General features: G+C 47.5%; 18 protein-coding genes. 12 read left to right on the plus strand and 6 right to left on the minus strand.

The window, feature by feature from the left end:
• Window position 1 precedes the first annotated feature (1 nt).
• The 6 genes from CIK99_RS12500 (at window position 2) to murI (ending at window position 5,982) form a co-directional block, all read left to right on the plus strand.
• Entirely contained in the window at window positions 2-748 is a 747-nt protein-coding gene (locus tag CIK99_RS12500; protein ID WP_094381823.1) for an isoprenyl transferase, read from the plus strand.
• Window positions 749-755: 7 nt separating this feature from the next.
• Window positions 756-3,404, plus strand: a complete 2,649-nt coding sequence (locus CIK99_RS12505) for an outer membrane protein assembly factor (RefSeq protein ID WP_094381824.1) — start codon at window positions 756-758, stop codon at window positions 3,402-3,404.
• A gap of 38 nt (window positions 3,405-3,442) precedes the next feature.
• Window positions 3,443-3,952, plus strand: coding sequence for an OmpH family outer membrane protein (locus tag CIK99_RS12510; protein ID WP_094381825.1), 510 nt, complete (start codon window positions 3,443-3,445; stop codon window positions 3,950-3,952).
• Window positions 3,953-4,029: 77 nt separating this feature from the next.
• A complete protein-coding gene (locus CIK99_RS12515) occupies window positions 4,030-4,527 on the plus strand; it encodes an OmpH family outer membrane protein (RefSeq protein ID WP_094381826.1) in 498 nt (165 codons plus the stop codon).
• 4 nt (window positions 4,528-4,531) lie between these two features.
• A complete protein-coding gene (locus CIK99_RS12520) occupies window positions 4,532-5,086 on the plus strand; it encodes an OmpH family outer membrane protein (RefSeq protein WP_094381827.1) in 555 nt (184 codons plus the stop codon).
• Window positions 5,087-5,142: 56 nt separating this feature from the next.
• Entirely contained in the window at window positions 5,143-5,982 is an 840-nt protein-coding gene (murI, locus tag CIK99_RS12525) for a glutamate racemase (protein WP_094381828.1), read from the plus strand.
• Window positions 5,983-6,037: 55 nt separating this feature from the next.
• Here the strand turns inward: murI and CIK99_RS12530 are convergent, their stop codons facing one another.
• The 3 genes from CIK99_RS12530 to mutS form a co-directional block, all read right to left on the minus strand.
• Window positions 6,038-6,412, minus strand: coding sequence for a GtrA family protein (locus CIK99_RS12530; protein ID WP_094381829.1), 375 nt, complete (start codon window positions 6,410-6,412; stop codon window positions 6,038-6,040).
• A gap of 68 nt (window positions 6,413-6,480) precedes the next feature.
• Complete coding sequence (locus CIK99_RS12535) at window positions 6,481-7,824, minus strand: MATE family efflux transporter (protein WP_094381830.1); 1,344 nt, start codon at window positions 7,822-7,824, stop codon at window positions 6,481-6,483.
• Window positions 7,824-10,445 carry a DNA mismatch repair protein MutS gene (gene mutS / locus CIK99_RS12540; RefSeq protein WP_094381831.1) on the minus strand — a complete coding sequence of 874 codons (2,622 nt, stop codon included), beginning with the start codon at window positions 10,443-10,445 and terminating at the stop codon, window positions 7,824-7,826. Before mutS ends, CIK99_RS12535 begins: the two co-directional genes overlap by 1 nt.
• Window positions 10,446-10,617: 172 nt before the next feature.
• Here mutS and leuS point away from each other — a divergent pair, with 172 nt between their 5' ends.
• From leuS to CIK99_RS12570, 6 genes are all read left to right on the plus strand, one after another.
• A complete protein-coding gene (gene leuS / locus CIK99_RS12545; protein WP_094381832.1) occupies window positions 10,618-13,467 on the plus strand; it encodes a leucine--tRNA ligase in 2,850 nt (949 codons plus the stop codon).
• A gap of 99 nt (window positions 13,468-13,566) precedes the next feature.
• Window positions 13,567-14,490 carry a YitT family protein gene (locus tag CIK99_RS12550; protein WP_094381833.1) on the plus strand — a complete coding sequence of 308 codons (924 nt, stop codon included), beginning with the start codon at window positions 13,567-13,569 and terminating at the stop codon, window positions 14,488-14,490.
• Between the two features lie 6 nt (window positions 14,491-14,496).
• Complete coding sequence (locus CIK99_RS12555; protein WP_094381834.1) at window positions 14,497-15,117, plus strand: non-canonical purine NTP diphosphatase; 621 nt, start codon at window positions 14,497-14,499, stop codon at window positions 15,115-15,117.
• A 31-nt stretch (window positions 15,118-15,148) separates the two neighbouring features.
• Window positions 15,149-17,188, plus strand: a complete 2,040-nt coding sequence (locus tag CIK99_RS12560; protein WP_094381835.1) for a two-component regulator propeller domain-containing protein — start codon at window positions 15,149-15,151, stop codon at window positions 17,186-17,188.
• Between the two features lie 4 nt (window positions 17,189-17,192).
• Window positions 17,193-18,599, plus strand: coding sequence for a hypothetical protein (locus tag CIK99_RS12565; RefSeq protein WP_094381836.1), 1,407 nt, complete (start codon window positions 17,193-17,195; stop codon window positions 18,597-18,599).
• A gap of 24 nt (window positions 18,600-18,623) precedes the next feature.
• Window positions 18,624-19,655: an acyltransferase family protein gene (locus CIK99_RS12570; RefSeq protein ID WP_094381837.1), complete on the plus strand. Its 1,032-nt coding sequence runs from the start codon at window positions 18,624-18,626 to the stop codon at window positions 19,653-19,655.
• Between the two features lie 321 nt (window positions 19,656-19,976).
• Here the strand turns inward: CIK99_RS12570 and nadA are convergent, their stop codons facing one another.
• The 3 genes from nadA to CIK99_RS15455 all read right to left on the minus strand — a co-directional run bounded on the left by nadA (window position 19,977) and on the right by CIK99_RS15455 (window position 23,282).
• Window positions 19,977-20,969 (minus strand): quinolinate synthase NadA, encoded by a 993-nt coding sequence (gene nadA, locus CIK99_RS12575; protein ID WP_094381838.1) that lies wholly within the window; start codon window positions 20,967-20,969, stop codon window positions 19,977-19,979.
• Window positions 20,970-21,339: 370 nt separating this feature from the next.
• The gene (locus CIK99_RS12580; RefSeq protein ID WP_094381839.1) at window positions 21,340-22,647 is read right to left on the minus strand and encodes an MATE family efflux transporter; all 1,308 of its coding nucleotides are present in this window, start codon (window positions 22,645-22,647) and stop codon (window positions 21,340-21,342) included.
• 512 nt (window positions 22,648-23,159) lie between these two features.
• Window positions 23,160-23,282 (minus strand): smalltalk protein, encoded by a 123-nt coding sequence (locus CIK99_RS15455; RefSeq protein ID WP_158215874.1) that lies wholly within the window; start codon window positions 23,280-23,282, stop codon window positions 23,160-23,162.
• Window positions 23,283-23,305 lie beyond the last annotated feature (23 nt).

Raw genomic sequence — 23,305 nt, forward strand, 5'->3', positions numbered from 1 at the left:
TATGGCATACAATATTGACATGAACAGAATGCCCGAACATGTGGCCATCATCATGGATGGCAATGGACGTTGGGCAACGGAAAAAGGAAAAGAACGCAGTTATGGACATCAAGCTGGCGTGGACACGGTAAGACGTATCGCGTCTGAAAGCGCACGCCTTGGAGTAAAATATCTCACACTATACACTTTCTCAACCGAAAACTGGAATCGTCCGGCTGATGAGGTCGCAGCTCTCATGGGACTTGTGCTAACATCTCTTGAAGATGAAATATTCATTAAGAACAACGTGAAGTTTCTTGTTATAGGCGATATGACACGACTTCCAAAACCAGTACAAGACAAGCTGAAAGCAACAATGGAACGGACAGCTGGCAATACGAGAATGACATTGATAGCGGCACTGAGTTATTCTTCGAGATGGGAAATAACCGAAGCTGTGAAGAAGATTGCCTCAGATGTAGCTGAGGGTAAGATGAATATAAATGATATTGAAGAAGATACAATATCAAAGAATCTCACCACAAACTTCATGCCCGATCCAGACCTTCTCATCCGCACTGGAGGCGAGATACGCATAAGCAACTACCTTTTGTGGCAGATAGCATACAGCGAACTATACTTCTGCGACACTTATTGGCCAGACTTCAGCGAAGAAGATTTGCACAAGGCGATAGCAATCTATCAGAGCAAGCAAAGACGCTTTGGAAAGACTGAAGAGCAAGTGGAAAATAACGAAAACACAAAGTAAATAGAGAATGAAAAGTTCTATAAAGACTTATATTATAAATAAGGTGTCAGCACTGGTTATCCTTGCCAGCTGTTGTCTCGGCACGGCAAAAGCCCAAGACGTGATTGTCAATCCGGAGATTTCCTATGCAGGCTCGCCCATGACATGTACCATTGGCGGACTTTCTGTAAAAGGCGTTGAAGGATATGAGGATTATGTGCTCACGGGTCTGTCGGGACTGTCAGTAGGACAAGAGATAAGAGTACCAGGACAGGAGATAACAGAAGCTGTAAAAAGATACTGGCGACACGGCCTGTTCTCAAAGGTCAGCATTTCTGCAGACTCCATTGTCGGGGACAAGATATACCTTTGCTTCAACCTCTCTTTACGTCCACGTGTGAGCGCCATAAACTATCATGGCATCAAGAAGTCGGAACGTGAGGACATGGAAGCCAAGCTGGGCATCATGAAAGGCAGTCAGATCACTCCTAACATGATAGACCGCGCAAAAATCCTCGCAAAAAAATATTTCGACGAGAAGGGATACAAGAATGCCGACATCAACATCATGCAACGCGATGATGTGACAGGCAGCAACCAAGTCATCCTTGATGTCAATATCGACAAGAAAGACAAGATGAAAGTACGTTATATCTTCATTGACGGAAACAACAACCTCAAATTGTCGAAAATCAAGGGCGGACTATTTAAGAAAGGTGTATTCTCAAAGACCCACGAGGCAGGAACTGTCGGTTCGTTCCTCAAGTCGAAGAAGTTCACTCCCGAGCGTTATGAAAAAGACAAACAGAACCTCATTGAAAAATATAATGAGTTAGGATACCGCGACATGACCATCGTTCGCGACAGTATTATCAATCACGACGAAAACCACGTTAACATCTACATAAAGATTGACGAAGGTCAGAAATACTACATCAGAAACATCACGTGGGTTGGTAATACGGTAGTTACAGCCGAATATCTCAACAGGCTTCTCGGCATGAAAGGCGGCGACGTGTATAACCAGAAAGAGTTGCGCAAACGCCTGTCAGAGGATGAAGATGCAGTAGGAAACTACTATTGGAACAATGGTTATCTCTTCTACAATCTCGAACCTACGGAGGTGAATATCGTTGGCGACTCGATCGACCTTGAGATGCGCATCACCGAAGGACAGCAAGCTCACATCAGCCATGTGCGAATATATGGTAACGACCGCCTCTATGAGGATGTGGTAAGACGCGAGCTGAAATGCAAGCCAGGCGATCTGTTCTCAAAAGACGCCCTGATGCGTACCGCACGTGAGATAGCTTCCATGGGATTCTTCGATCCAGAGAAGGTCAACCCCGATGTTCAGCCCAACTACGAGGATGGAACGGTTGACATCAACTGGCCTTTGGAACAAAAATCCAACGACCAAGTGGAGTTCTCGTTAGGATGGGGACAGACAGGTGTTATTGGTCGCATATCATTGAAGCTCAACAACTTCTCTATGCGTAACCTCTTTGGAAAGAATAAGATGCATCGCGGCATTATGCCTATTGGCGACGGCGAGCAGCTTGCCATTTCGGCACAGACCAATGGTTCTTACTACCAGTCGTATAGCATCAACTACTCGGCTCCATGGTTTGGCGGCAAGCGTCCAAATGCTTTCAATATCGGTGCATACTATTCAAAGCAGACCGACGTGAACAGCAACTACTACAATAGTTCATGGATGAACTCCATGTATAATTATTATGGTGGTTATGGTTCTTACAACAACTACTACAACAACTACGAGAGTTATCTTGACGACGACAAGTACGTGCAGCTCTTCGGTATGTCGATAGGGTGGGGTAAACGTCTTCGTTGGCCCGACGACTATTTCCAATTGTCCATGTCGTTGTCATACCAGCGATACATGTTGCGTGACTGGCAGTATTTCATCATCTCGAATGGAAACTGTAACAATATCAACTTAGGAATAACGCTTGCCCGTACAAGTACCGACAACCAGTTGTTCCCACGTCGCGGTTCAGAGTTTATGGCGTCAGTCACACTTACTCCACCATGGTCAATGTTCGACAACAAAGACTACGGTTCGCTTGCCACCGACCGCTACTCAGCCACCTACGACGCTGAACTTCAGGAAAAATACCGTTGGATAGAGTATCATAAATGGAAGTTTAAGTCACGTACATATACCGCATTAACCAACGGACAGAAATGTTTTGTGCTCATGACACGCGTGGAGTTGGGTATCCTCGGTGCATATAACAGAGACAAAAAGTCGCCGTTTGAGACATTCTATGTTGGTGGCGACGGTATGAGCGGCTATTCTACTGGTTATGCACAGGAGACGATAGCCCTTCGTGGTTATGAGAACGGTTCGTTGACACCATATTCGTCATTAGGATATGCCTACGACCGCTTCACCTTAGAGCTCCGCTACCCACTGATGCTTGGCAACACCACCATCTATGGTCTCGGATTCCTTGAAGGAGGTAACGCATGGTACGATACCAACAAGTTCAATCCGTTTGACATGAAGCGCTCAGCAGGAGTCGGTGTACGTATCTTCCTCCCGATGGTAGGTCTTATGGGTATTGACTGGGCATATGGTTTCGACAAGGCCTTATCAACAGGAACAAAGGGTGGCAGTCAGTTCCACTTCATTCTTGGACAAGAGTTTTAGTGAACCCTTCAACAAAGAAATATAAAAACATTAGTAATATGAAGAAGATCTTTTTGGTAATCGTCGTTGCGATGACAGCGATAGCTGCCAATGCACAGAAGTTTGCTCTCCTTGACATGGAGTACATACTGAAGAATATCCCTGCTTACGAGCGTGCCAATGAACAGTTGAACCAAGTATCTAAGAAATGGCAGGCAGAGGTAGAGGCAATCAATACCGAAGCCCAAACTATGTATAAGAACTACCAAAACGAGGTAGCTTTCCTCTCCAACGAACAGAAGAAGGCCAAGCAAGATGCCATAATGAAGAAAGAGCAGGAAGCCAGCGAGCTGAAGCGCAAGTATTTCGGTCCCGAAGGCGAGTTGTTCAAGAAACGCTCCAGCCTTATGTCTCCCATTCAGGACGAGATATACAATGTGGTTCGCGACATAGCCGACCTGAGAGGATATCAGTTGGTTCTCGACCGCGCCAGCGACAGCGGTATTATCTTTGGTAGTCCGAAGATAGATATCTCAGACGAGGTTTTGTCGAAGTTAGGATACAAATAACAAAAATTGGAATAATATTATATATTGGGAAAAACAATATTAGGAATAATAATTTAAAAATTAAAAATAACAAAACAATGAAAAAAGTACTTATTATGATTCTGATGCTGGCACCATTGGCAGCCATGGCACAGAAGTTCGGACATGTCAATTCTCAGGAGGTTATCCAAGCCATGCCTGAATACACTAAGGCAAAGACAGAGATTGACGCCCTGCAGCAGCAGTATGAGGCAGACCTCAAGGGAATGCAAGACGAGTTTACAAAGAAGGTAAAGGACTATGAGGCGAACGCCAATACCCTTCCTGAGAATATCAAGCAGCGCCGTGAGACAGAGCTTCAGGAGATGGATCAGAAGATACGTCAGAGCTATCAGGACAACCAGCAGGCTCTCGCAAAGGCTTCACAGGAGAAGATGCAGGTTATCACCACAAAGGTTATCGATGCTATTAAGGCAGTAGGACAGGCTGGCGGTTATGTATATATCATGGACAACGCCAGCGGCATCCCATATATTAGCCCTACACTGAGCACCGACGTCACCGCTCAAGTAAAGGCAAAACTTGGTATAAAGTAAAATAATGAAGAAAACCATTCTTTCTATAGTTCTTTTGCTATGCGCCGTATTGTCGGTGAAAGCCCAAGACAATGGAAACATAACCACTGCGGTTGCCGAACAAAAGCAGGCAGCCACAGTGGGTTATTTCAGTTATGGTAACATTATCACCTGCATACCCGACTATGCCATTGCTCAGCAGCAGATAGAAGAGTTGCGTGTGAAATATGAAGCTGAAGCAGAACGTGTAAAGAAAGACTTCAACGACAAGTATGAGGCATTTTTAGAAGGTCAGAAAGACTTTCCTCCCACGATACTGAAAAAGCGGCAGACAGAACTGCAGGAACTGATGCAGAAAAACATAGCCTTCAAGGAAGAGAGTCGCCGACTATTGTCGGAGGCAGAGCGCGACATCTTCGCTCCTCTTCACGACAAGATCAGTATGGTCCTCGACAAGATAGGCTCTGAATACAATCTCACGCTCATCGTCAACACCGACTCAGATGCTTGTCCGTATATCAATCCATCCCGCAGCATAGACATTACCGACAAGCTCATCTCGCTTCTTGGAGCAAAATGAAACTCAACCTGGCTTGTTGGTAAATCAAGTAGTTATTTGGAGTAAACTGAAATAGAATGATAACACTGCCAGACAAGGCCGGTCCTATCGGCATCTTCGACTCTGGCTATGGAGGCCTTACCATCCTTCATGGAGTCCGTAACCTTCTGCCGGAATACGATTATATGTATCTCGGCGACAATGCGCGTGCGCCATACGGACCACGATCGTTTGACGTAGTCTATGAGTTCACGCGCCAAGCAGTGACACGCCTTTTCGAGATGGGATGTCATCTGGTGATTCTCGGTTGTAATACTGCCTCAGCAAAGGCACTACGTACCATCCAACAAGTTGACCTGCCGACAATAGATCCTTCAAGACGCGTGCTCGGCATCATCCGTCCTACAACGGAAGTAATAGGAAAGCTTACATCGACGCGTCATGTAGGCATTCTGGCCACCGAAGGAACGATAAAGAGCGAGAGTTACACATTGGAGATACAAAAGCTCTATCCCGACATAAAGGTGTCAGGTGTGGCATGTCCCTTTTGGGTACCATTGGTTGAGTATAACGAAGCCGACAGTCCTGGAGCAGATTATTTTGTAAAGAAAAGAATCGACCAGCTGATGCGTCTTGACAGCGAGATAGACGCCATCATACTTGGTTGTACCCATTATCCCCTTCTTTTGCCGAAGATAGTGAAATATGTGAATCCAGGCATCCGTATTGTCTCACAAGGAGAATACGTGGCAGAAAGTCTTAAGAACTACCTTTCACGTCATCCTGAGATAGAGAGCAAATGCACTCAAGGCGGACATGTAGAATACCTCACAACCGAGAATCCCGACAAATTCAGGGAGTCTGCACAACTGTTCCTTCATGAACACGTAGATGTGAAGAACATCACTCTTGGATGAAGAGAGAGACGTTTTCCGCTTCATTATTTTTTTCAAGAAAGAGCTTTCTCGCGTTTCACTTCTTTTTATACACGAAATGAAGAATTGTGAAGTTTGTAGGCACTGCTATTGCATAAACCAATACAGGAGCCAACAAGCGGTGGACGCCAAAAGCCATAAACAGATTGAGGAGCGCTATGTGTAACAAGTAGTTGACAATATGACTGAATCCAAACCCAGCCACTTTCTTTACCGAAGCCTTCGAACGGAAGGTGAAGTAAGTGGTGAGATAGAAGTTGCAAATCAGACTCACCACATATCCCACCGTATAAGCCATACTCAGCATGAGACTGCCCTTGGCAAGCATCTGCAAGAGATAATAGACCACGTAATGGATGGCAGTGGCTATCACTCCAACAACGATAAAACGCTTCAATTCGTCCTTTATCATAATAATCTTCCTCCTATACTTTATACATGATACATCTCTAAAAATTATGAATGATACATCTCTAAAAATTAAGCATGATACGTATCTGAAAAACGAGCCAGTGCCCTTTTGAAGATTATATAGTATAATATACCAGCCACTGTGAGGCAAACGGGGAAAGCCAACCACGTGCCCACGAGTCCAAATCCGAGGAAATTACCCAAAATCCAACTGAGCGGCAGTGAGACGATGAAATACGCCACGAAAGCCGCCCACATCATGCTTCTCATCTCGCCCAGTCCACGTAAGGCGTTAGCAAGGCAGCACTGGAAGGCGTCGCTTATCTGGTACAATATCAGTGGAATGATAGTAATAGCGACGAGTCGGCACACCTCTTCGTCGGCAGTGAACATCGAGCCCACCATGTGTCTAAGCAGAAAGACAGGAATAATCATACACACAGCCATAGTGATGATGATGAAGAATCCCGACTTTGTAACCTCCACGATAGACTTTGTCTCGTGAATACCCACAAAATGACTTACTCGTATGCTGATAGCTGTCGCAATGCCAAGATAAATGTTATAGAAAAACATCGACATAGTGATCATCACCTGATGTGCAGCAAGCGGTTTTGTACCGATCCATCCCACGAAGATAGCCACGAGCGAGAACGCCCCACACTCTACAGTAGCTTGAAGTGCAGAGGTCCATCCAAGGCCGTTGAGATGTTTGAAATTGCTTTTAACAGCATCTTTTGATGCCATGACAAATCCCTTTTTATATACGGCAAACTCCTTTTTTAGGAAGAAAATGAGGCAGAAGGAGAGACATATTAGCACGCGTGACAGGGCAGTGGACAGACCAGCACCGGTAAGTCCCATTTCAGGCATTCCACAATGTCCGTATATAAATATATAATTACCTATTATATTAAGTACATTACTCGACACGAGCACCCACATAGATATTCGTGTACGTCCGATGGTATCGAAGAACTGCTTCATCTGACATCCCAACACCATGAAAGGAATAGAGCAGATGTTGACCAAGAGATAAGGTCTCATGAAAGGCATCAGCTCTTCAGGCTGACCGAAAAAGGGCAAGGCGAAATAGAAAGCCACGGCAAAGGTGGTGAGCATACATATGAGCATGATATTCGCAAACAGAGCAGAACGCATCACGGCTCCAGCCTTATCTTTCTCGTTTCTACCTATGAAAGGTCCTATGACGGGAGTCAAGGCGAAATTGAATCCCATGGCAAAGAGGAGCACGAGCACAAACGTGTTGTTGACAAAACTGGCTGCTGCCAATTCCACGGTAGAGTGGTGGCCAATCATCAGTGTGTCAGCAAAATTAAGCACGAGGTTTCCTATCTGTCCTATTACAATGGGCGTGCCAAGACAAATCAAGTCTTTATAATGAGAATGCATTAATTCAAAATACGTTTAATTTCATTAAGTTTATTAAGAGCTTCAACAGGAGTGAGGTTGTCGATGTCGAGGTCGCGTATCTCGTCACGTATCTGACACAACACCGGGTCGTCGAGTTGGAAGAAGCTAAGTTGTATTCCGTCCACCGTCTTTTGCCTGTTGATATTCGGTCGGCCATATCCTCCCACCCCGGCGCTCTCCTCTTCGAGTTGTTTGAGGATCGTCTTAGCCTGTTTGATGATACTTCTCGGCATACCGGCGATGGCAGCCACATGGATACCGAAGGAATGTTCGCTGCCGCCTTCCATGAGTTTTCTGAGGAATATGACTTTTTTGTTCACCTCTTTCACGCTGACGTTAAAGTTCTTTATTCTCTTGAAATGCTTCTCCATCTCGTTCAGTTCGTGATAGTGAGTGGCGAAGAGGGTGCGTGCTCTTGCCTTCTCGTTCTCGTGCAGATATTCGACGATAGCCCATGCGATGGAGATGCCGTCGTATGTTGACGTTCCCCTTCCCAGTTCGTCGAAGAGCACGAGCGACTTTGTGGTAACATTATTAAGAATGTTCGACGCCTCGGTCATCTCAACCATAAAGGTTGATTCGCCGAGCGAGATATTGTCGCTTGCTCCCACGCGGGTGAATATCTTGTCAACCAATCCTATTCTGGCATTTTCGGCAGGCACGAAGCTGCCCACTTGCGCCATGAGCACGATGAGAGCAGTCTGTCTGAGCAGTGCCGACTTACCTGCCATGTTCGGACCCGTGATGATGATAATCTGCTGACTCTGAGAGTCGAGGTAGATATCGTTCGGCACATACTGTTCGCCGAGAGGCAGCTGAGTCTCTATCACCGGATGCCTTCCCTGATGGATGTCGATGACGTCAGAGGAGTCGATATGCGGTCGTACATAGTGATGAATCTCTGCACATTTCGCAAACGAAAGCAGACAGTCGATATTGGCAATCATGTTGGCGTTTATCTGAATCTGCGGGATAAACTCCTGCATGGCCACGACGAGGTCGTTAAACAGTTTCATCTCTATTGACAATATCTTCTCCTCTGCGCCGAGTATAGTCTCCTCGTATTCTTTCAGTTCCTGAGTGATATATCTCTCAGCCTGAGCCAAGGTCTGCTTTCTTATCCACGTGTCGGGCACGAGATCCTTGTAAGTGTTTCTCACTTCGAGGTAATATCCAAACACGTTGTTGTATCCTATTTTGAGCGACTGTATGCCCGTTTCCTGTTGTTCACGTTCCTGAATTTTCATCAGATAGTCTTTGCCGTGATAAGCCACCTGTCTGAGTCTGTCGAGCTCTTCATTCACTCCGTCGCGTATCACTCCGCCCTTGTTTACGAGTTGTGGAGCTTCGGGTTCTATTTCGTGAGCTATTCTCTCTCTCATCGACTCGCAGAGGTTAAGTCTTTCCCCGACTCTTTTCAGAGCGTCGTTTTTTGCATAGAGGCAAGCCGTTTTTATAGGTTGTATGGCTTCGAGAGCCGTTTTCAGCTGAACCATTTCCCTTGGCGACACTCGTCCCACGGCCACTCTCGAGATGATACGTTCCAGGTCTCCTATTCTGCGAAGCTGTTCGTCGATGAGTTGTCTGAACTCCTGTTCTTGTGAGAAATATCCTACGATATCGAGTCTGTCGTTGATTTGGTTTTCGTTTCTCAGGGGGAACACTATCCACCGTCTCAACATTCTTCCACCCATGGGAGTTGTAGTCTGGTCGATGACGTCGAGCAGCGATGTGCCGTCCTCTTGCAGGGTCTGTACGAGTTCGAGGCTTCTTATTGTAAACTTGTCGAGTCTTACATATTTCTCCTCTTCTATTCTCGAGATGGAAGTGATGTGTGAGATGTTTGTGTGTTGTGTCATCTCGAGATAATGGAGAATAGCTCCAGCCGAGATGATGCCGTTTTTCAGTTGGTCGATACCGAATCCCTTAAGGTTTTTCACATTAAAATGCGACAACAACTTTCCGAGAGCAGTAAGTTCGGTGAAGACCCATTCCTCGAGTTCGTAAGTAAGGTATTTCTGTCCGAACAAGTTTTCGAAGTCATTCTTCTTCACTCTGTTGACAAGCACCTCTCTTGGTTCGAGGTTGGTGAGCAGTTTCTCTACATAGTCGGGCGTACCTTCACCCGTGAGAAACTCACCTGTCGAGATGTCGAGAAACGAGACGCCGATGAGTTTTTTGTCGCTGCGGTCGAAATGTACGGCAGCAAGGAAGTTGTTCTCTTTGTAGTTGAGCACAGTATCGTTCATGGCCACTCCTGGCGTGACAAGTTCTGTTATGCCACGCTTGACGAGTTTCTTTGTGAGTTTCGGGTCTTCGAGTTGGTCGCATATCGCCACTCTTCTTCCCGCCCTGACGAGTTTAGGCAAATAAGTGTCGAGGGCATGATGAGGGAATCCTGCCATTTCCGACCCTGCCGAAGCGCCGTTATTACGTTTTGTAAGAGTTATGCCGAGAATCTTCGAAGCCACGATGGCGTCTTCGCAGTAAGTCTCGTAGAAGTCGCCGCAACGAAACAGCAGTACCGCGTCGGGGTGTTTCGCCTTGAGGTCGAAAAACTGCTTCATCATCGGCGTTAGTTCATTATCTTTTTTAGCCATAAACCATGAAAAAATTGCTTTGAGGTGCAAAATTACTCATTGTTTGCGGAAAAACAAAACAAAAAGTGGTAAAAAAGAAAAAAACTCTAATTTATATACCTATTATATAAAGAATAAGTTGTAACTTTGCACTCAGTATATACTTTTATGAATCATAAAAAACAAAAATAAAATGGAATACAACTTTAGAGAAATCGAAAAGAAGTGGCGTGAGAAATGGGTTGAGGAGAAGACCTACAAAGTCACTGAAGACCCGAAACGCAAGAAGTTCTACGTACTCAATATGTTCCCTTATCCCTCGGGAGCGGGACTGCATGTTGGCCATCCGCTCGGTTATATCGCCAGCGACATCTATGCCCGCTACAAGCGTCTGTGTGGATACAACGTGCTTAACCCTATGGGTTATGACGCTTATGGATTGCCGGCAGAGCAGTATGCTATTCAGACTGGCCAGCATCCTGAGATTACGACAGTGGCAAATATCAACCACTATCGTGAGCAGCTCGACAAGATAGGATTCTCGTTCGATTGGGACCGCGAGGTGCGCACCTGTTCGCCTGATTACTACAAGTGGACCCAATGGGCATTCATCCGCATGTTTAAGTCATATTACAGCCTTGCCTCCCAGAAGGCTCAGCCTATCATCAAGCTCATCGAGCATTTTGATCTTATGGGAACGGAGAATATCTCCGCTGCCTGCTCAGAAGAGCTTCACTTCACCGCCGACGAGTGGAAGTCGTTCTCGGAGAAGAAGAAGCAAGAGGTGCTGATGAACTACCGTATAGCATATCTTGGCGAGACGATGGTGAACTGGTGTCCGAAACTCGGCACTGTGCTTGCCAACGACGAGGTTGTCGATGGCGTCAGCGTGCGTGGCGGCTATCCTGTGGTTCAGCAGAAGATGCGCCAGTGGTGCTTGCGTGTGTCGGCATACGCCCAGCGTCTGCTCGACGGACTGGAGACCATCGACTGGACCGACTCGCTCAAGGAGACTCAGCGCAACTGGATTGGTCGTTCTGAGGGAACAGAGATGGAGTTCAAGGTGAAGGACAGCGATAAGCATTTCACTATATTTACCACACGTGCCGACACTATTTTCGGCGTGACATTCATGGTTCTTGCTCCCGAGAGCGAACTCGTGGATGAATTGACCACCTCCGACCAGCGTGCCTCCGTTGACGAGTATATCTCTTATGTCAAGAAGCGCACCGAGCGCGACCGCATCAGCGATCACCGTGTCACAGGTGTGTTCTCTGGTTCTTATGCCGTCAATCCATTTACAGGCGATGCTATTCCAATCTGGATTTCGGAATACGTACTTGCAGGCTACGGCACCGGCGCCATCATGGCTGTTCCTGCCCACGACTCGCGCGACTACGCCTTTGCCAAGCATTTCAATTTGCCCATCATCCCTCTCATCCAAGGTGCCGACGTCAGCGAGCAGAGCTTCGACGCGAAAGAAGGCATTGTCGAAAACTCGCCGAAGAGTGGGGTAGAGACTCTTGGCGGTTTCTCTCTCAACGGTCTCACCGTGAAGGAAGCCATTGCTGCCACGAAGAAGTTTGTCACCGACAACAACCTCGGACGTGTGAAGGTGAACTATCGTCTGCGCGACGCCATCTTCTCGCGTCAGAGATATTGGGGCGAGCCGTTCCCTGTATATTACAAGGACGAGATGCCGTATATGATACCAAAGGAGAAGCTGCCGCTGTTGCTGCCTGAGATAGACGAATACAAGCCTACTGAGACAGGCGAACCGCCATTGGGCCGCGCAAAGACATGGGCATGGGACACTGTGAAAGAAGAGGTTGTTGACAAGTCGCTCATCGACAACAAGACCGTCTTCCCTCTCGAGCTCAACACCATGCCGGGCTTTGCTGGTTCTTCGGCTTACTATCTCCGCTATATGGATCCGCACAACGACAAGGCACTTGTCGGCAAGGAGGCTGACGAATATTGGAAGAGCGTTGACCTTTACGTAGGCGGTACGGAGCATGCTACCGGCCACCTCATCTATTCCCGTTTCTGGAACAAGTTCCTCTTCGACAGCGGTTACTCTTGCAGCGACGAGCCGTTTGAGAAGCTCGTCAACCAAGGCATGATTCAGGGTCGAAGCAATTTCGTTTACCGCATCAACGATGAGAATGCCGATCATCCAACGTTTGTGTCGCTCGGCCTGAAAGACCAGTACGAGGTAACTCCAATCCACGTGGATGTCAACATTGTAAGCAACGACCAGCTCGACCTCGACGCCTTCAAGGCATGGCGTCCTGAGTATGCCAACGCAGAGTTTATCCTCGAGGATGGAAAGTATATCTGCGGATGGGCGATAGAAAAAATGTCGAAGTCGATGTTCAACGTGGTCAACCCCGACATGATAGTTGAGAAATATGGTGCCGACACGCTGCGTCTCTACGAGATGTTCCTCGGTCCGGTGGAGCAGTCAAAGCCATGGGACACCAACGGCATAGACGGTTGCCATCGTTTCCTCAAGAAGTTGTGGGGACTTTACTACAGCCGCAACGACGAGTTCCTGCCCAACGACGAACCGGCTACGTCAGAGCAGCTGAAGAGCGTCCACAAGTTGATAAAGAAGGTGACACACGACATTGAGACCTTCTCATACAACACCAGCATCTCGGCGTTTATGATCTGTGTTAGCGAACTGTCACAACTGAAGTGCCGCAACAAGTCGCTTCTGTGCGACCTTGTCGTCCTCATTGCTCCATTTGCCCCTCATATTGCCGAGGAACTGTGGCATGCGTTGGGCTGTGATGGCAGTGTATGCGATGCCGAGTGGCCTGTATGCAACGAGGCATATCTTGTTGAGAGTCAGATGCAGCTCACTGTCTCGTTCAACGGCAAAGCCCGTTTCCAGATGCAGTTTGCCGCCGACGCCGACAACAAGACCATCGAGGATGCCGTTCTCGCCGACGAGAAGTCAGCCAAGTATATTGGCGACAAGAAGGTGGTGAAGGTGATCATCGTGCCAAAAAAGATTGTAAATATCGTTATTAAATAGTTGATTTCATTTGACGAATAAACAAGTTGACGAGTTAACAAGTTATTTGCAAATGCGGTAACAACTCGTCAACTCGTTTACTTGTCAACTAAATAAAGAATGACTCGCCAGGAATTACTATACGAAATAAGGGATTACGTCAACATCACGCTTGGCTTGATGCTGTACACGTTTGGATTCACCGTGTTCTTGCTTCCCTATGAGATTGTCACTGGAGGCATTTCGGGTGTAGGAGCCATCGTCTTCTATGCCACAAAGTTTCCTGTGCAATACACGTTTTTCATCATCAATGCCATCCTCATCATTGCCGCATTGAAGATACTCGGATGGAAATTCCTTACCAAGACAATATATGCCACCTTTGCCCTTACGTTTTTCCTTGAGATTGCGCAAGGCATTGTCGTTCAGCCTGACGGACATTTCTACAAGCTCCTTGGCGAAGGCAACGACTTCATGTCGCTCGTGTTGGGATGTATGATCACCGGTACAGCTCTTGCCATCGTGTTTCTCAACAACGGCAGCACTGGTGGCACTGATATTGTGGCGGCAGTGATAAACAAGTATCACAACATCTCGCTTGGCAAGGCACTGATCATCATCGACGTGTGTATCATCGGCAGTTCGATGTTCATCAGCAGCTTCGGTCCCATCCAGAACCGCTGTCAGATGGTGGTGTTCGGTCTTTGCACAATGGTGATCGAATGTCTCATGCTCGACTATGTGATGTATTGGCAACGACAGTCGGTGCAGTTTCTCATCTTCTCTAAGAAATATCAGGAGATAGCCCATGCCATAGCCACCTCCACCGACCATACGATGACCATCCTCGACGGCCACGGCTATTGGACAGGCAAGCCCACAAAGGTCATCTGCCTGTTGGCAAAGAAGCGCGAGAGCCTACACATATTCCGTCTCATAAAGACCATCGACCCCAACGCCTTCGTTAGCCAGAGCTCGGTCATCGGTGTCTATGGCGAGGGATTCGATCAGATAAAAGTAAAAGTAAAAAAGAAAAAAGGATAAAAAAAAATGAGAATAGTATTCGCTACAAACAACAAGCATAAGCTCGACGAGGTGAGAAGAATCCTCGGCAAGGAGTGTAAGGTGTTGTCGCTCGCCGACATCGAGTGTTTCGACGATATTCCCGAGACAGGCCGCACACTGGAGGAAAACGCCCTGATGAAAGCAAAATACGTCTATGAGAGATACCAATGCAATGTGTTTGCCGACGATACAGGTCTCGAGGTGGAAGCTCTCGACGGTGAGCCAGGCACGTTCAGCGCACGCTATGCTTCCATCAAAGATCCTAACGCCAAGAGCCACGACTCAGAGGCTAACATGACGACACTGCTGAAGGAGCTGGAGGGAAAAGACAACCGCAAGGCACGTTTCCGCACCGTCATCGCCCTCGTGATGAAAGACTTCTCTGATCCTGCTCCCGTACTCTTTGACGGCATCGTGGAAGGCGAGATTATCAGCGAGCGTAGGGGAGGGGAGGGCTTCGGCTACGACCCTATCTTCCAACCCACAGGTTACGACAAGACCTTCGCCGAACTTGGCAACGACATCAAAAACACTATCAGCCACCGCGCACGTGCCGTGAAAAAGCTCGGCGAGTATCTTGATAAAGTTGACGAGGTGTTTTATTAAAAAACGTTGACCGCTCTTCGACCATTGAAATATGAAGAAAATATTCGTATCATTTATATTACTCATTGTCAGCACATTAGCTCAAGCAGCTATAGGCGACTGGAAGATATACATGTCTTACAACGAACCACAACAGATAGAAGCCACGGGCAACTGTCTGTTTGTGCGTGCGTCTAACTCCATCTATCTATACAACAAAAACGACCAAAGCATACAGACCTTCGACAAGACCACGGGCATGAGCGACGTCGTCGTCACACACATCGCCTGGAACCAGCAAGCCAAACGGCTCGTCGTGGTGTATGACAACTCAAACATCGACCTCATCGACCTCCAAGGCAACATCGTCAACATGGCCGACCTCTACAATAAGTCGATGACCGCCGACAAGACCGTCAACAGCATCTACAACACCGGCGAATATGCCTATCTTGCCACCAATTTCGGCGGCGTGAAACTCAACGTGGCAAAGGTTGAGATAGCAGAGTCGTACATGCTCGACTTCGGCGCACGAGCCATACGCGAAGGCTCCACCGACCTATATCTCTACTCCACAAACGGCAACGTATATAAATGTGCGAAGACATCAAACCCGCTCGACAAGTCAAACTGGCAACTGACAACCTCATGGCCGGGCATCTCGTTTAGCGAAGACCTCACGGCATGGAACGAAAACATTGAACTCGTCAAGACACTAAAACCGGGCGGACCGGAAAACAACAACCTGAAAAACACACTATGGCATAACGGCAAGCTATACATCACGAGTGGATATCTCAGCAAAGAGACGACGCCCACCATCTGCGTGTTTGACAACGACGAGTGGAAATCGTTTGAAACAGAGACCATAGCCGAGAAAACCGGACATAAGTTTGTCAACGCAATGTGTCTTGACATCGACCCAAGAGACGAAAACCACGTGTTTGTGGGATGCCAGACTGGACTATACGAATATCGCGACTTTGCCTTCGTAAAAGAATACAACAGACACAACAGCATACTGCAGACCGCACAGCCAATAGAAGACAAAGCAGGAAATAGCGAAGAATTAAAGAAAGACTATACCGAGGTTACCTCGCTCACCTACGACAACAGCGGCACGCTATGGATAGCCAACAGCTACGGCAAGCAGCCCACCATCTGCTATATGCCGGCAGGCGGCGATATAAAAGCCTTCACTCACCAAAACCTCATGACCAAAGGCCATCCCTTCTCTATGGCACTGATGAACGGGATGATGATTGACAGTCGCGGACTGCTATGGTTTACAAACAACAACTGGACCATGCCGGCACTGGTGAAATACGACATAGGAAATAATATGACAAAAGTATATACCACGTTAGTCAATCAAGACAATACCGTATATGAATACTACAACATGCCTGCCATAGCCGAAGACAAAGAAGGCAACATCTGGGTGGGCACCGATGTCGGTCTGTTCTGCGTCACTGCAGCAAGTGTCAACGACAATACCGACAACATCACCTTCACACAGATCAAAGTGCCAAGAAACGACGGCACAAACTTTGCCGATTATCTCCTCGGCGGACTTTCAATAGGCTGCATAGCCATCGACTCAGCCAACCGCAAATGGATAGGCACATCAGGCAATGGCGTCTATCTCATCAGCAGCGACAACATGGAGGAAATACATCACTTCACCGCTGACAACAGCATGCTCATATCAGACAACGTTGTCTCTATATCTATCGACGAAGAGACGGGAAACGTCTTTTTCGGCACCGACAAGGGACTATGTTCTTACCATAGCGACTCGTCGAAAGCCTTTGACGAGATGACCAAGGACAATGTCTATGCCTATCCCAATCCCGTGGAACCACATTACACAGGCCTGATCACCATCGTGGGACTATCAATGAATTCCCACATACATATCTCCACCGCCTCGGGACAACTGGTAAACACAGGCATAAGCAATGGCGGCACATACACCTGGGACGGACGCGACCAGAAGGGCAACCGAGTGGCTTCGGGCGTGTATAACGTCATCACCGCCACTGCCGACGGCAAGAAGGGAACAGTATGTAAGATAGTCATTATCAATTAGTTTCATGAAACAATACACTGTCCTCATCGTCATCCTTGCCTTGTCGCCGTTCATCTTGTGGCAGATCATAGGCCTCCTTCCCACGTTTGACGACTGGTCATACTTCACCAATCCCTATCACGACTTTGGCGAAGGCCTTTCGTCGCTCGTCATACCACGCGACAGCTACTGGCGACCGTTCGACTGCATCTTCGGACATGTATTGAGTTTCGACAAGAGCCTCTTTCCCGCGCTCAACCATATAATGGTCTTTCTCGGCCATCTCATCAACACGTTTCTCGTGTGGCACATAGCGCGACGTGTAGGTCTCGCGTCGCAGGCAGTCAACGTGTCCACCATTTTCTTCTTCCTCTCCCCGGCAGTCTTAGGCACCGTCTTGGGCATCGACTCGCTCAATCAGACCTATTCCCACCTGTGGGGAATGATGGCAATAGCGGCTTATCTATCTTCGCGTCGTGGGCGGCATCTGTGGCTGTTGTTTGCCCTTATAGCCACTATGTGTAAGGAAAACGGCATGGTGTTCTTCGTTGTGCCGCAACTCATGGCATTGGCGTTTGGCAAGGCCTCGCCTCGCCGTGCCGCCCTCGACACGCTTTATCCTGTCCTGATCATCATAGCATATTTCACCATGAGGACGCTGATGCAGACCGACGTGGCGGAGATCAATGCCGAATACCTCGAAAACCCTGTTTTCAGAATTGTAAAAAACATTACAAAATTCTTTGCCGCCACGTTTGTTGTCACCGATTATAGCTTGTTGGCATACAAGCCGATGAGAAACTTTCCCATGGCAGTATTCATAGCTTTGTGGCTCGTGCCGTTCTACATATTTATATTATGGCAAGGTAGGAAGGCCATTAAGACAAGGACATTCCTCGTGCTGCTCTTTACCATCGTCACAGCCGCCTCGCCCCATCTTGTCACACTGTTCACCTCAATGCACTCCTATGCAGCCTTAGGCATCGTCAGCATCGCGTTAGGCTATCTTTATCAGATGGTGGCAGAACGAAGGCGGAAAGCCGCTGTGGTGCTGTTCTCTTTGTTTGTAGTAGGTGCTGTAGTGGTGGATTGGCATCACGTGGAACTCTCAAGGCAGTCGGGCGAGACGGGCAGGCAGATGGCTCTATCTGTCTTAAAAAGAATCACTCCTTGCGACAGCATCAGCGTGCTGTATATTGACCGTGACGAAGAGAAATACTCGTCGTTCTGCGTCATTCCCTACGATGCCTTCGGTTGGGGCGCCGCCATACGCCATTATGGTTCTAACGGCCGTCCAAGATTTATCGACAACGAGATCTTCATGCCCTCAGACAGCGTTGCCATTTCGCATTATGCCGACAGCATAGTCCGTGAAGGCTTCCGCCAAGTGCTGCTTGTCAAAGGTGATAGTATTGATATAATAAGACCTTAACTTCCCATATTTAGTAATAAGCGTATGACCACCAATAGAGACCATCGCCTTGATATATTTCGCTCATTGACAATGATACACATCGTGTGTGTCATCCATGTTATCTATTGGATTAAGATATTTGATGAGCCGTGGCGATCGTTGCTTCTCTTCGAGATGCCCGCCATCTTCTTCATTGCCGGCGCGTCGCAGTCGTTAAAGAAAGACTGTAGCATGTCGCTCTTCAAGGAAATGTCGGCTCTTTTCGTCAATAGAGTAAGACGTGTTCTCGTTCCTTATTATGCCTTTCTTGCCGTCTTCTACGTGGTGATGGCCGTGTGTACCTGGTGTTTCGACTGCGCCTTAGACTACGATCTCCGTAAGCTCAGCGCTGCCGATATAGTTAAGACCATTGCCACTGGCGGCTCTGACAACATCAATTTCTATGGCCACACTTGGTTCATATCATGCTATTTAATAGTCAGCCTGTTGCTGCCTGTATATAAGAGGATAATGACATTGATAGGTAAATATCATTTTCTCGTATGTAATATTCTCGTTATCATATGCCTTTCTTACGTAGAGTTTCCCATAGGAGACATCATGGTGAAGAATATACCGTTATACAGTTTTTTCTACATGTGTGGATATTGTTTCTATCGGGGCATAAAGCGAAATATGTTCATCGTCGTCGCCACTTTATCGACCATCGTCACCATCGTCTTTTTCCTCTCGGGCATAGCCATGCCAATGCAAGACCACAAGTTTCCTGCCGACTATGTATTTCTATGTTACGGCATTTCTGCCCTTTCACTCTTATCGTTGGTATTCAGACGTATAAGTGTTCCACACAGCAAGCTGCTCAGCCTGTGGAACACCGAAGGATATAATATCTATCTCTATCAAGCCCTCACGTATAGCGTGGCCGTCTTTCTCTGTCGTCCGCTCGCCGCCGCTACTAATTCCCATCTCGCCCTATTCGCGGCTTACTCCGCCATCATCTTCATTTTGTCAACACTATTAGCAATAATAATAAGGGGAGTTAAGACTCTCCATCAGAACTCCCCATATAGATAAAAAACTCAACTTTACTTTACCCTTCGGCCAGTGACCGTTGGTTCTGAAGTGATAATTCCCAATGTATAAGGGTTTTATTTAAACCACAGAGATAAAGAGGAAAAGAGATTTTTGTTTATATAGAGTAGGTCGCAAGCGACGGAGAACACAGAGCCTTCGGGCAGATGAAATCATGCGCAGCCCTCTATGATCTCTAAATGCCTTGGCATTCAGTCTCTTTCCTACTATAAATACTCTTAATCTCTTAAACTCTGTGGTTCAAAATTACTTCCGAACCAACGGTCACTGGCCGAAGGGTAAAGTAAACTTGAGTAAAAAAAATTACTTGCTCAACTCCAGCATCCTCTGAATAGGCTTCACTGCCTCGCGAGCCACATCCTCATCCACCTCAACGCTTGGCCACTCATATTTCAAGGCGTTGTAGATCTTCAGCAGGGTATTCATTTTCATGTAGTCGCACTCGTTGCAGCTGCATCCGGCTCCGCCTTCACTCACTTCTGGCGGTACGGGATAGAACATTGTGTCGGGACAAGCGCGTTGCATCTCGTGCAGTATGCCAGCCTCTGTAGCCACTATATATTGCTTTTCGGGATGCTCTGTGGCATATTTCAGCAGCACGGCGGTAGAACCCACCACATCGGCGGCAGCTAATACCGGACCCTTACACTCGGGATGAGCCAGTACTACGGCGTCAGGATGCTCCTGCTTGAGCTTGGCAATCCCAGCCACCGAGAAACGCTCGTGAACATGGCAGCCGCCGTTCCACAGCAGCATGTCGCGTCCCGTCACGCTGTTGATATACGAGCCGAGGTTGTAGTCAGGACCGAAGATGATCTTCTCGTCCTTGGGAAAAGCATCGACAATCTTCTTCGCGTTGCCACTCGTCACCACCACGTCGGTGAGAGCCTTGACGGCGGCTGTGGTGTTCACATAGCTCACCACCTTATATCCCGGATGTTCCTCCTTATATTTCTTCAGGTCGTCGGCCTTGCACGAGTCGGCGAGCGAACAGCCGGCATTGAGGTCGGGCGCCAGGACGAGTTTGTCGGGACTAAGTATCTTGCACGTCTCGGCCATGAAGTGAACGCCACACATCACGATAATCTTCGCGTCGGTGTCGGCAGCCTTCTGTGCCAGAGCAAGCGAGTCGCCGATGAAGTCTGCCACCTCTTGTATTTCGCCACGCGTGTAGTAGTGAGCCAGCACGATGGCGTTTTTCTCACCACACATCTTTCTTATCTCTTTCTTGAGATCAATGTCGTCAGCTACGGGTTCGTCGATGAATCCCTGTTTTTTCCATTCTTCTTTCATCATCTTATCATTATATTATTTTTTTCTTTCTTTTTTTTAAAATAAGGAATGAGTAGAATGATGTGGTGTGAATACGTGAAAAACTTTTCGTCGATTTTCTTGCGTATTTCGTTGTCAACATTAGACTACATGCTATCCACATCCAGTGTTTATACTATAGTTCTGTCTTTTAGCAGACTATGATAGTTATCCACAATTTCCTTTTTCGGTGCAAAATTAATAAGTTTATATCTTTTTTCGTCAAAAATCTGTGGAAATCTTACTAAAAACTTGATAATAACGCTGTGGATAACCACGAAAGGGTAGTTTTCACAGTGGTTGATGTGAATATGTGGATAACGTGCACAAGTTATCAACAGGGTTTTCCCAAGGGTTATCCACATAGTTTTCCACATGTCTTTTTCCACATCAGCGTCTGCACCACACCACGTGTCACGAGATACATCACAAGCGACAGCCACAGAGCGTGGTTGCCCCATACGGGGAAGAGCGTGAGATAGACAGTGAAGAAGGCAGTGGCTCCCGAGAAGGTGGCAGCGAGCATGCCGCGTGTGGCGGTGAGACCAATGTAAAGGCCGTCCCAATAGAACGCTCCCATGCCGGCAAAGGGTATGGCTACGGCCCATGGCAGATAGTCGCTTGCGGCGGCTGTGACGGCTGCCTCGTCGGTAAGAAGCGAGACAAACGTGCCGCTGCCGGCGGCATAAATCAGTGTGTAGGCGATGGTCATGACGAGCTGCCACTTGAACAGACGGCTGACGGTGTCCTTTAGTCCTGCGGCATCGCCTGCGCCGTAGTATCTGCCTCCTATGGCTTCGCCAGCATAGGCAAAGCCATCCATCACAAACGAGTAGAGCGTGAAGAGCTGGAAGAGCATCGTGTTCACGGCGAGTATCACCGCTCCCTGGCTTGCCCCAGCCGAGGTGAAGAAGAGGTTTACGGCCACGAGAAACAGCGTGCGGAGGAAGATGTCGCGGCTCACGGTGAAGAACCGCATCATCGCCTTGCCGTCGGCGAGAGCCTTTATCGTATAGGCGTGTAGCATGCTTCTATAGCGTCTTCTCAGCATCGCCATCGCCATGGCCAGTCCGGCATATTGTGCGGTGAGAGTGCCGAGTGCCACGCCTTCCACCTTCATCCCTAAGACATAGACGAAGACGACGCTTGCCATGATGTTCACCACGTTCTGCATTATCGACACCACCATAGGCACGCGTGTGTTTTGCATGCCTATAAACCATCCCGTCATGCTGTATAGTCCGAGTACGGCTGGCGCGCCCCATATACATATTGAGAAATATCGTTGTGCGAGGTAATAGACGTCGGCAGTGGGTTGCATGGCTTTCATTGCCAACCATCCTACGGGCACCTGAGCCGCCACAAACACGAGTCCTATGCCTATTCCCACGGTGAGAGCCCTCGACAGCAGGTCAGCCGACTCGCTTTTGTCACCACGTCCGAATGCCTGCGATGTCATGCCGCTGGTGGCCATGCGCAGGAATCCGAATATCCAGTATATCACGTTAAACACCATGCTTCCCACGGCTATTGCGCCTATATACGAGGCGTCGCCCATGTGTCCTACTATGGCCATATCCACGAGTCCTAACAGCGGGACGGTGATGTTTGAGACTATAGAAGGCAGTGCAATGTCGAGTATGTCCTTATTTCTTTTGTCCATGATCAAAATAAATAGGACAGGGTTATCCACTGTCCTATATGCCAAATTTCTTCTGTTATGATGGGTTTCTTTCTATTATACAAATGTGCTGCTTTCGTCTGTTGCATGACGACGATAAGCCTACAATTCGGGTACAAAGATAGTGCAAATCGAAGACAATGCAAAATAAAAGTCCCAAAACTTTTATTTTTACTCAACTTTCGCAGAAAAGGGAAGTTAAAGAAGTTAAAGAAGTTAAGGAAGTTAAAGACGTATGTCAAAGCCCAGAAAACTCCCGAAAGGAAGCGAAAAGACTATTGTCTTTAACTTCTTTAACTTCTTTAACTTCCTTAACTTCCTTAACTTCCTTAACTTCCTTAACTTCCTTAACTTCCTTAACTTCTTAGAGTTGAGCACATGCGAAACTTATATTTTTATTTCCGAGATGCAGCCTATCTTATCAAAAGATAGGAATGAAAAGAGAGCGACACCTTGGCGCCACTCCCTTTTTTGTTTTACGTTGAACCGTTTAGTCACACGTACTGATTCACTCCCATACAACTCGTCACTCCGAGAGTTGTAGCAATAGCAGACAGCGCTGCCACAATAAGCTGCAATACCAGCTTCCAAGTGCTTGATTTAGATGTAGAACTCATGATGATTAATGAAAATTGATTAT

The organism is Prevotella sp. P5-92 (assembly GCF_002251245.1).
GTDB lineage: Bacteria > Bacteroidota > Bacteroidia > Bacteroidales > Bacteroidaceae > Prevotella.

Excerpts from the sequence above, each read along its gene's own strand:
- nadA (WP_094381838.1), bottom strand. The coding sequence starts at position 20,969 with ATGATGAAAGAAGAATGGAAAAAACAGGGATTCATCGACGAACCCGTA.
- CIK99_RS12550 (WP_094381833.1), top strand. The coding sequence starts at position 13,567 with ATGACTCGCCAGGAATTACTATACGAAATAAGGGATTACGTCAACATC.
- CIK99_RS12505 (WP_094381824.1), top strand. The coding sequence starts at position 756 with ATGAAAAGTTCTATAAAGACTTATATTATAAATAAGGTGTCAGCACTG.
- CIK99_RS12565 (WP_094381836.1), top strand. The coding sequence starts at position 17,193 with ATGAAACAATACACTGTCCTCATCGTCATCCTTGCCTTGTCGCCGTTC.
- mutS (WP_094381831.1), bottom strand. The coding sequence starts at position 10,445 with ATGGCTAAAAAAGATAATGAACTAACGCCGATGATGAAGCAGTTTTTC.
- murI (WP_094381828.1), top strand. The coding sequence starts at position 5,143 with ATGATAACACTGCCAGACAAGGCCGGTCCTATCGGCATCTTCGACTCT.
- CIK99_RS12535 (WP_094381830.1), bottom strand. The coding sequence starts at position 7,824 with ATGCATTCTCATTATAAAGACTTGATTTGTCTTGGCACGCCCATTGTA.
- CIK99_RS12500 (WP_094381823.1), top strand. The coding sequence starts at position 2 with ATGGCATACAATATTGACATGAACAGAATGCCCGAACATGTGGCCATC.
- CIK99_RS12560 (WP_094381835.1), top strand. The coding sequence starts at position 15,149 with ATGAAGAAAATATTCGTATCATTTATATTACTCATTGTCAGCACATTA.
- CIK99_RS12515 (WP_094381826.1), top strand. The coding sequence starts at position 4,030 with ATGAAAAAAGTACTTATTATGATTCTGATGCTGGCACCATTGGCAGCC.
- CIK99_RS12570 (WP_094381837.1), top strand. The coding sequence starts at position 18,624 with ATGACCACCAATAGAGACCATCGCCTTGATATATTTCGCTCATTGACA.
- CIK99_RS12580 (WP_094381839.1), bottom strand. The coding sequence starts at position 22,647 with ATGGACAAAAGAAATAAGGACATACTCGACATTGCACTGCCTTCTATA.
- CIK99_RS12530 (WP_094381829.1), bottom strand. The coding sequence starts at position 6,412 with ATGATAAAGGACGAATTGAAGCGTTTTATCGTTGTTGGAGTGATAGCC.
- CIK99_RS15455 (WP_158215874.1), bottom strand. The coding sequence starts at position 23,282 with ATGAGTTCTACATCTAAATCAAGCACTTGGAAGCTGGTATTGCAGCTT.
- CIK99_RS12510 (WP_094381825.1), top strand. The coding sequence starts at position 3,443 with ATGAAGAAGATCTTTTTGGTAATCGTCGTTGCGATGACAGCGATAGCT.
- CIK99_RS12555 (WP_094381834.1), top strand. The coding sequence starts at position 14,497 with ATGAGAATAGTATTCGCTACAAACAACAAGCATAAGCTCGACGAGGTG.
- CIK99_RS12520 (WP_094381827.1), top strand. The coding sequence starts at position 4,532 with ATGAAGAAAACCATTCTTTCTATAGTTCTTTTGCTATGCGCCGTATTG.
- leuS (WP_094381832.1), top strand. The coding sequence starts at position 10,618 with ATGGAATACAACTTTAGAGAAATCGAAAAGAAGTGGCGTGAGAAATGG.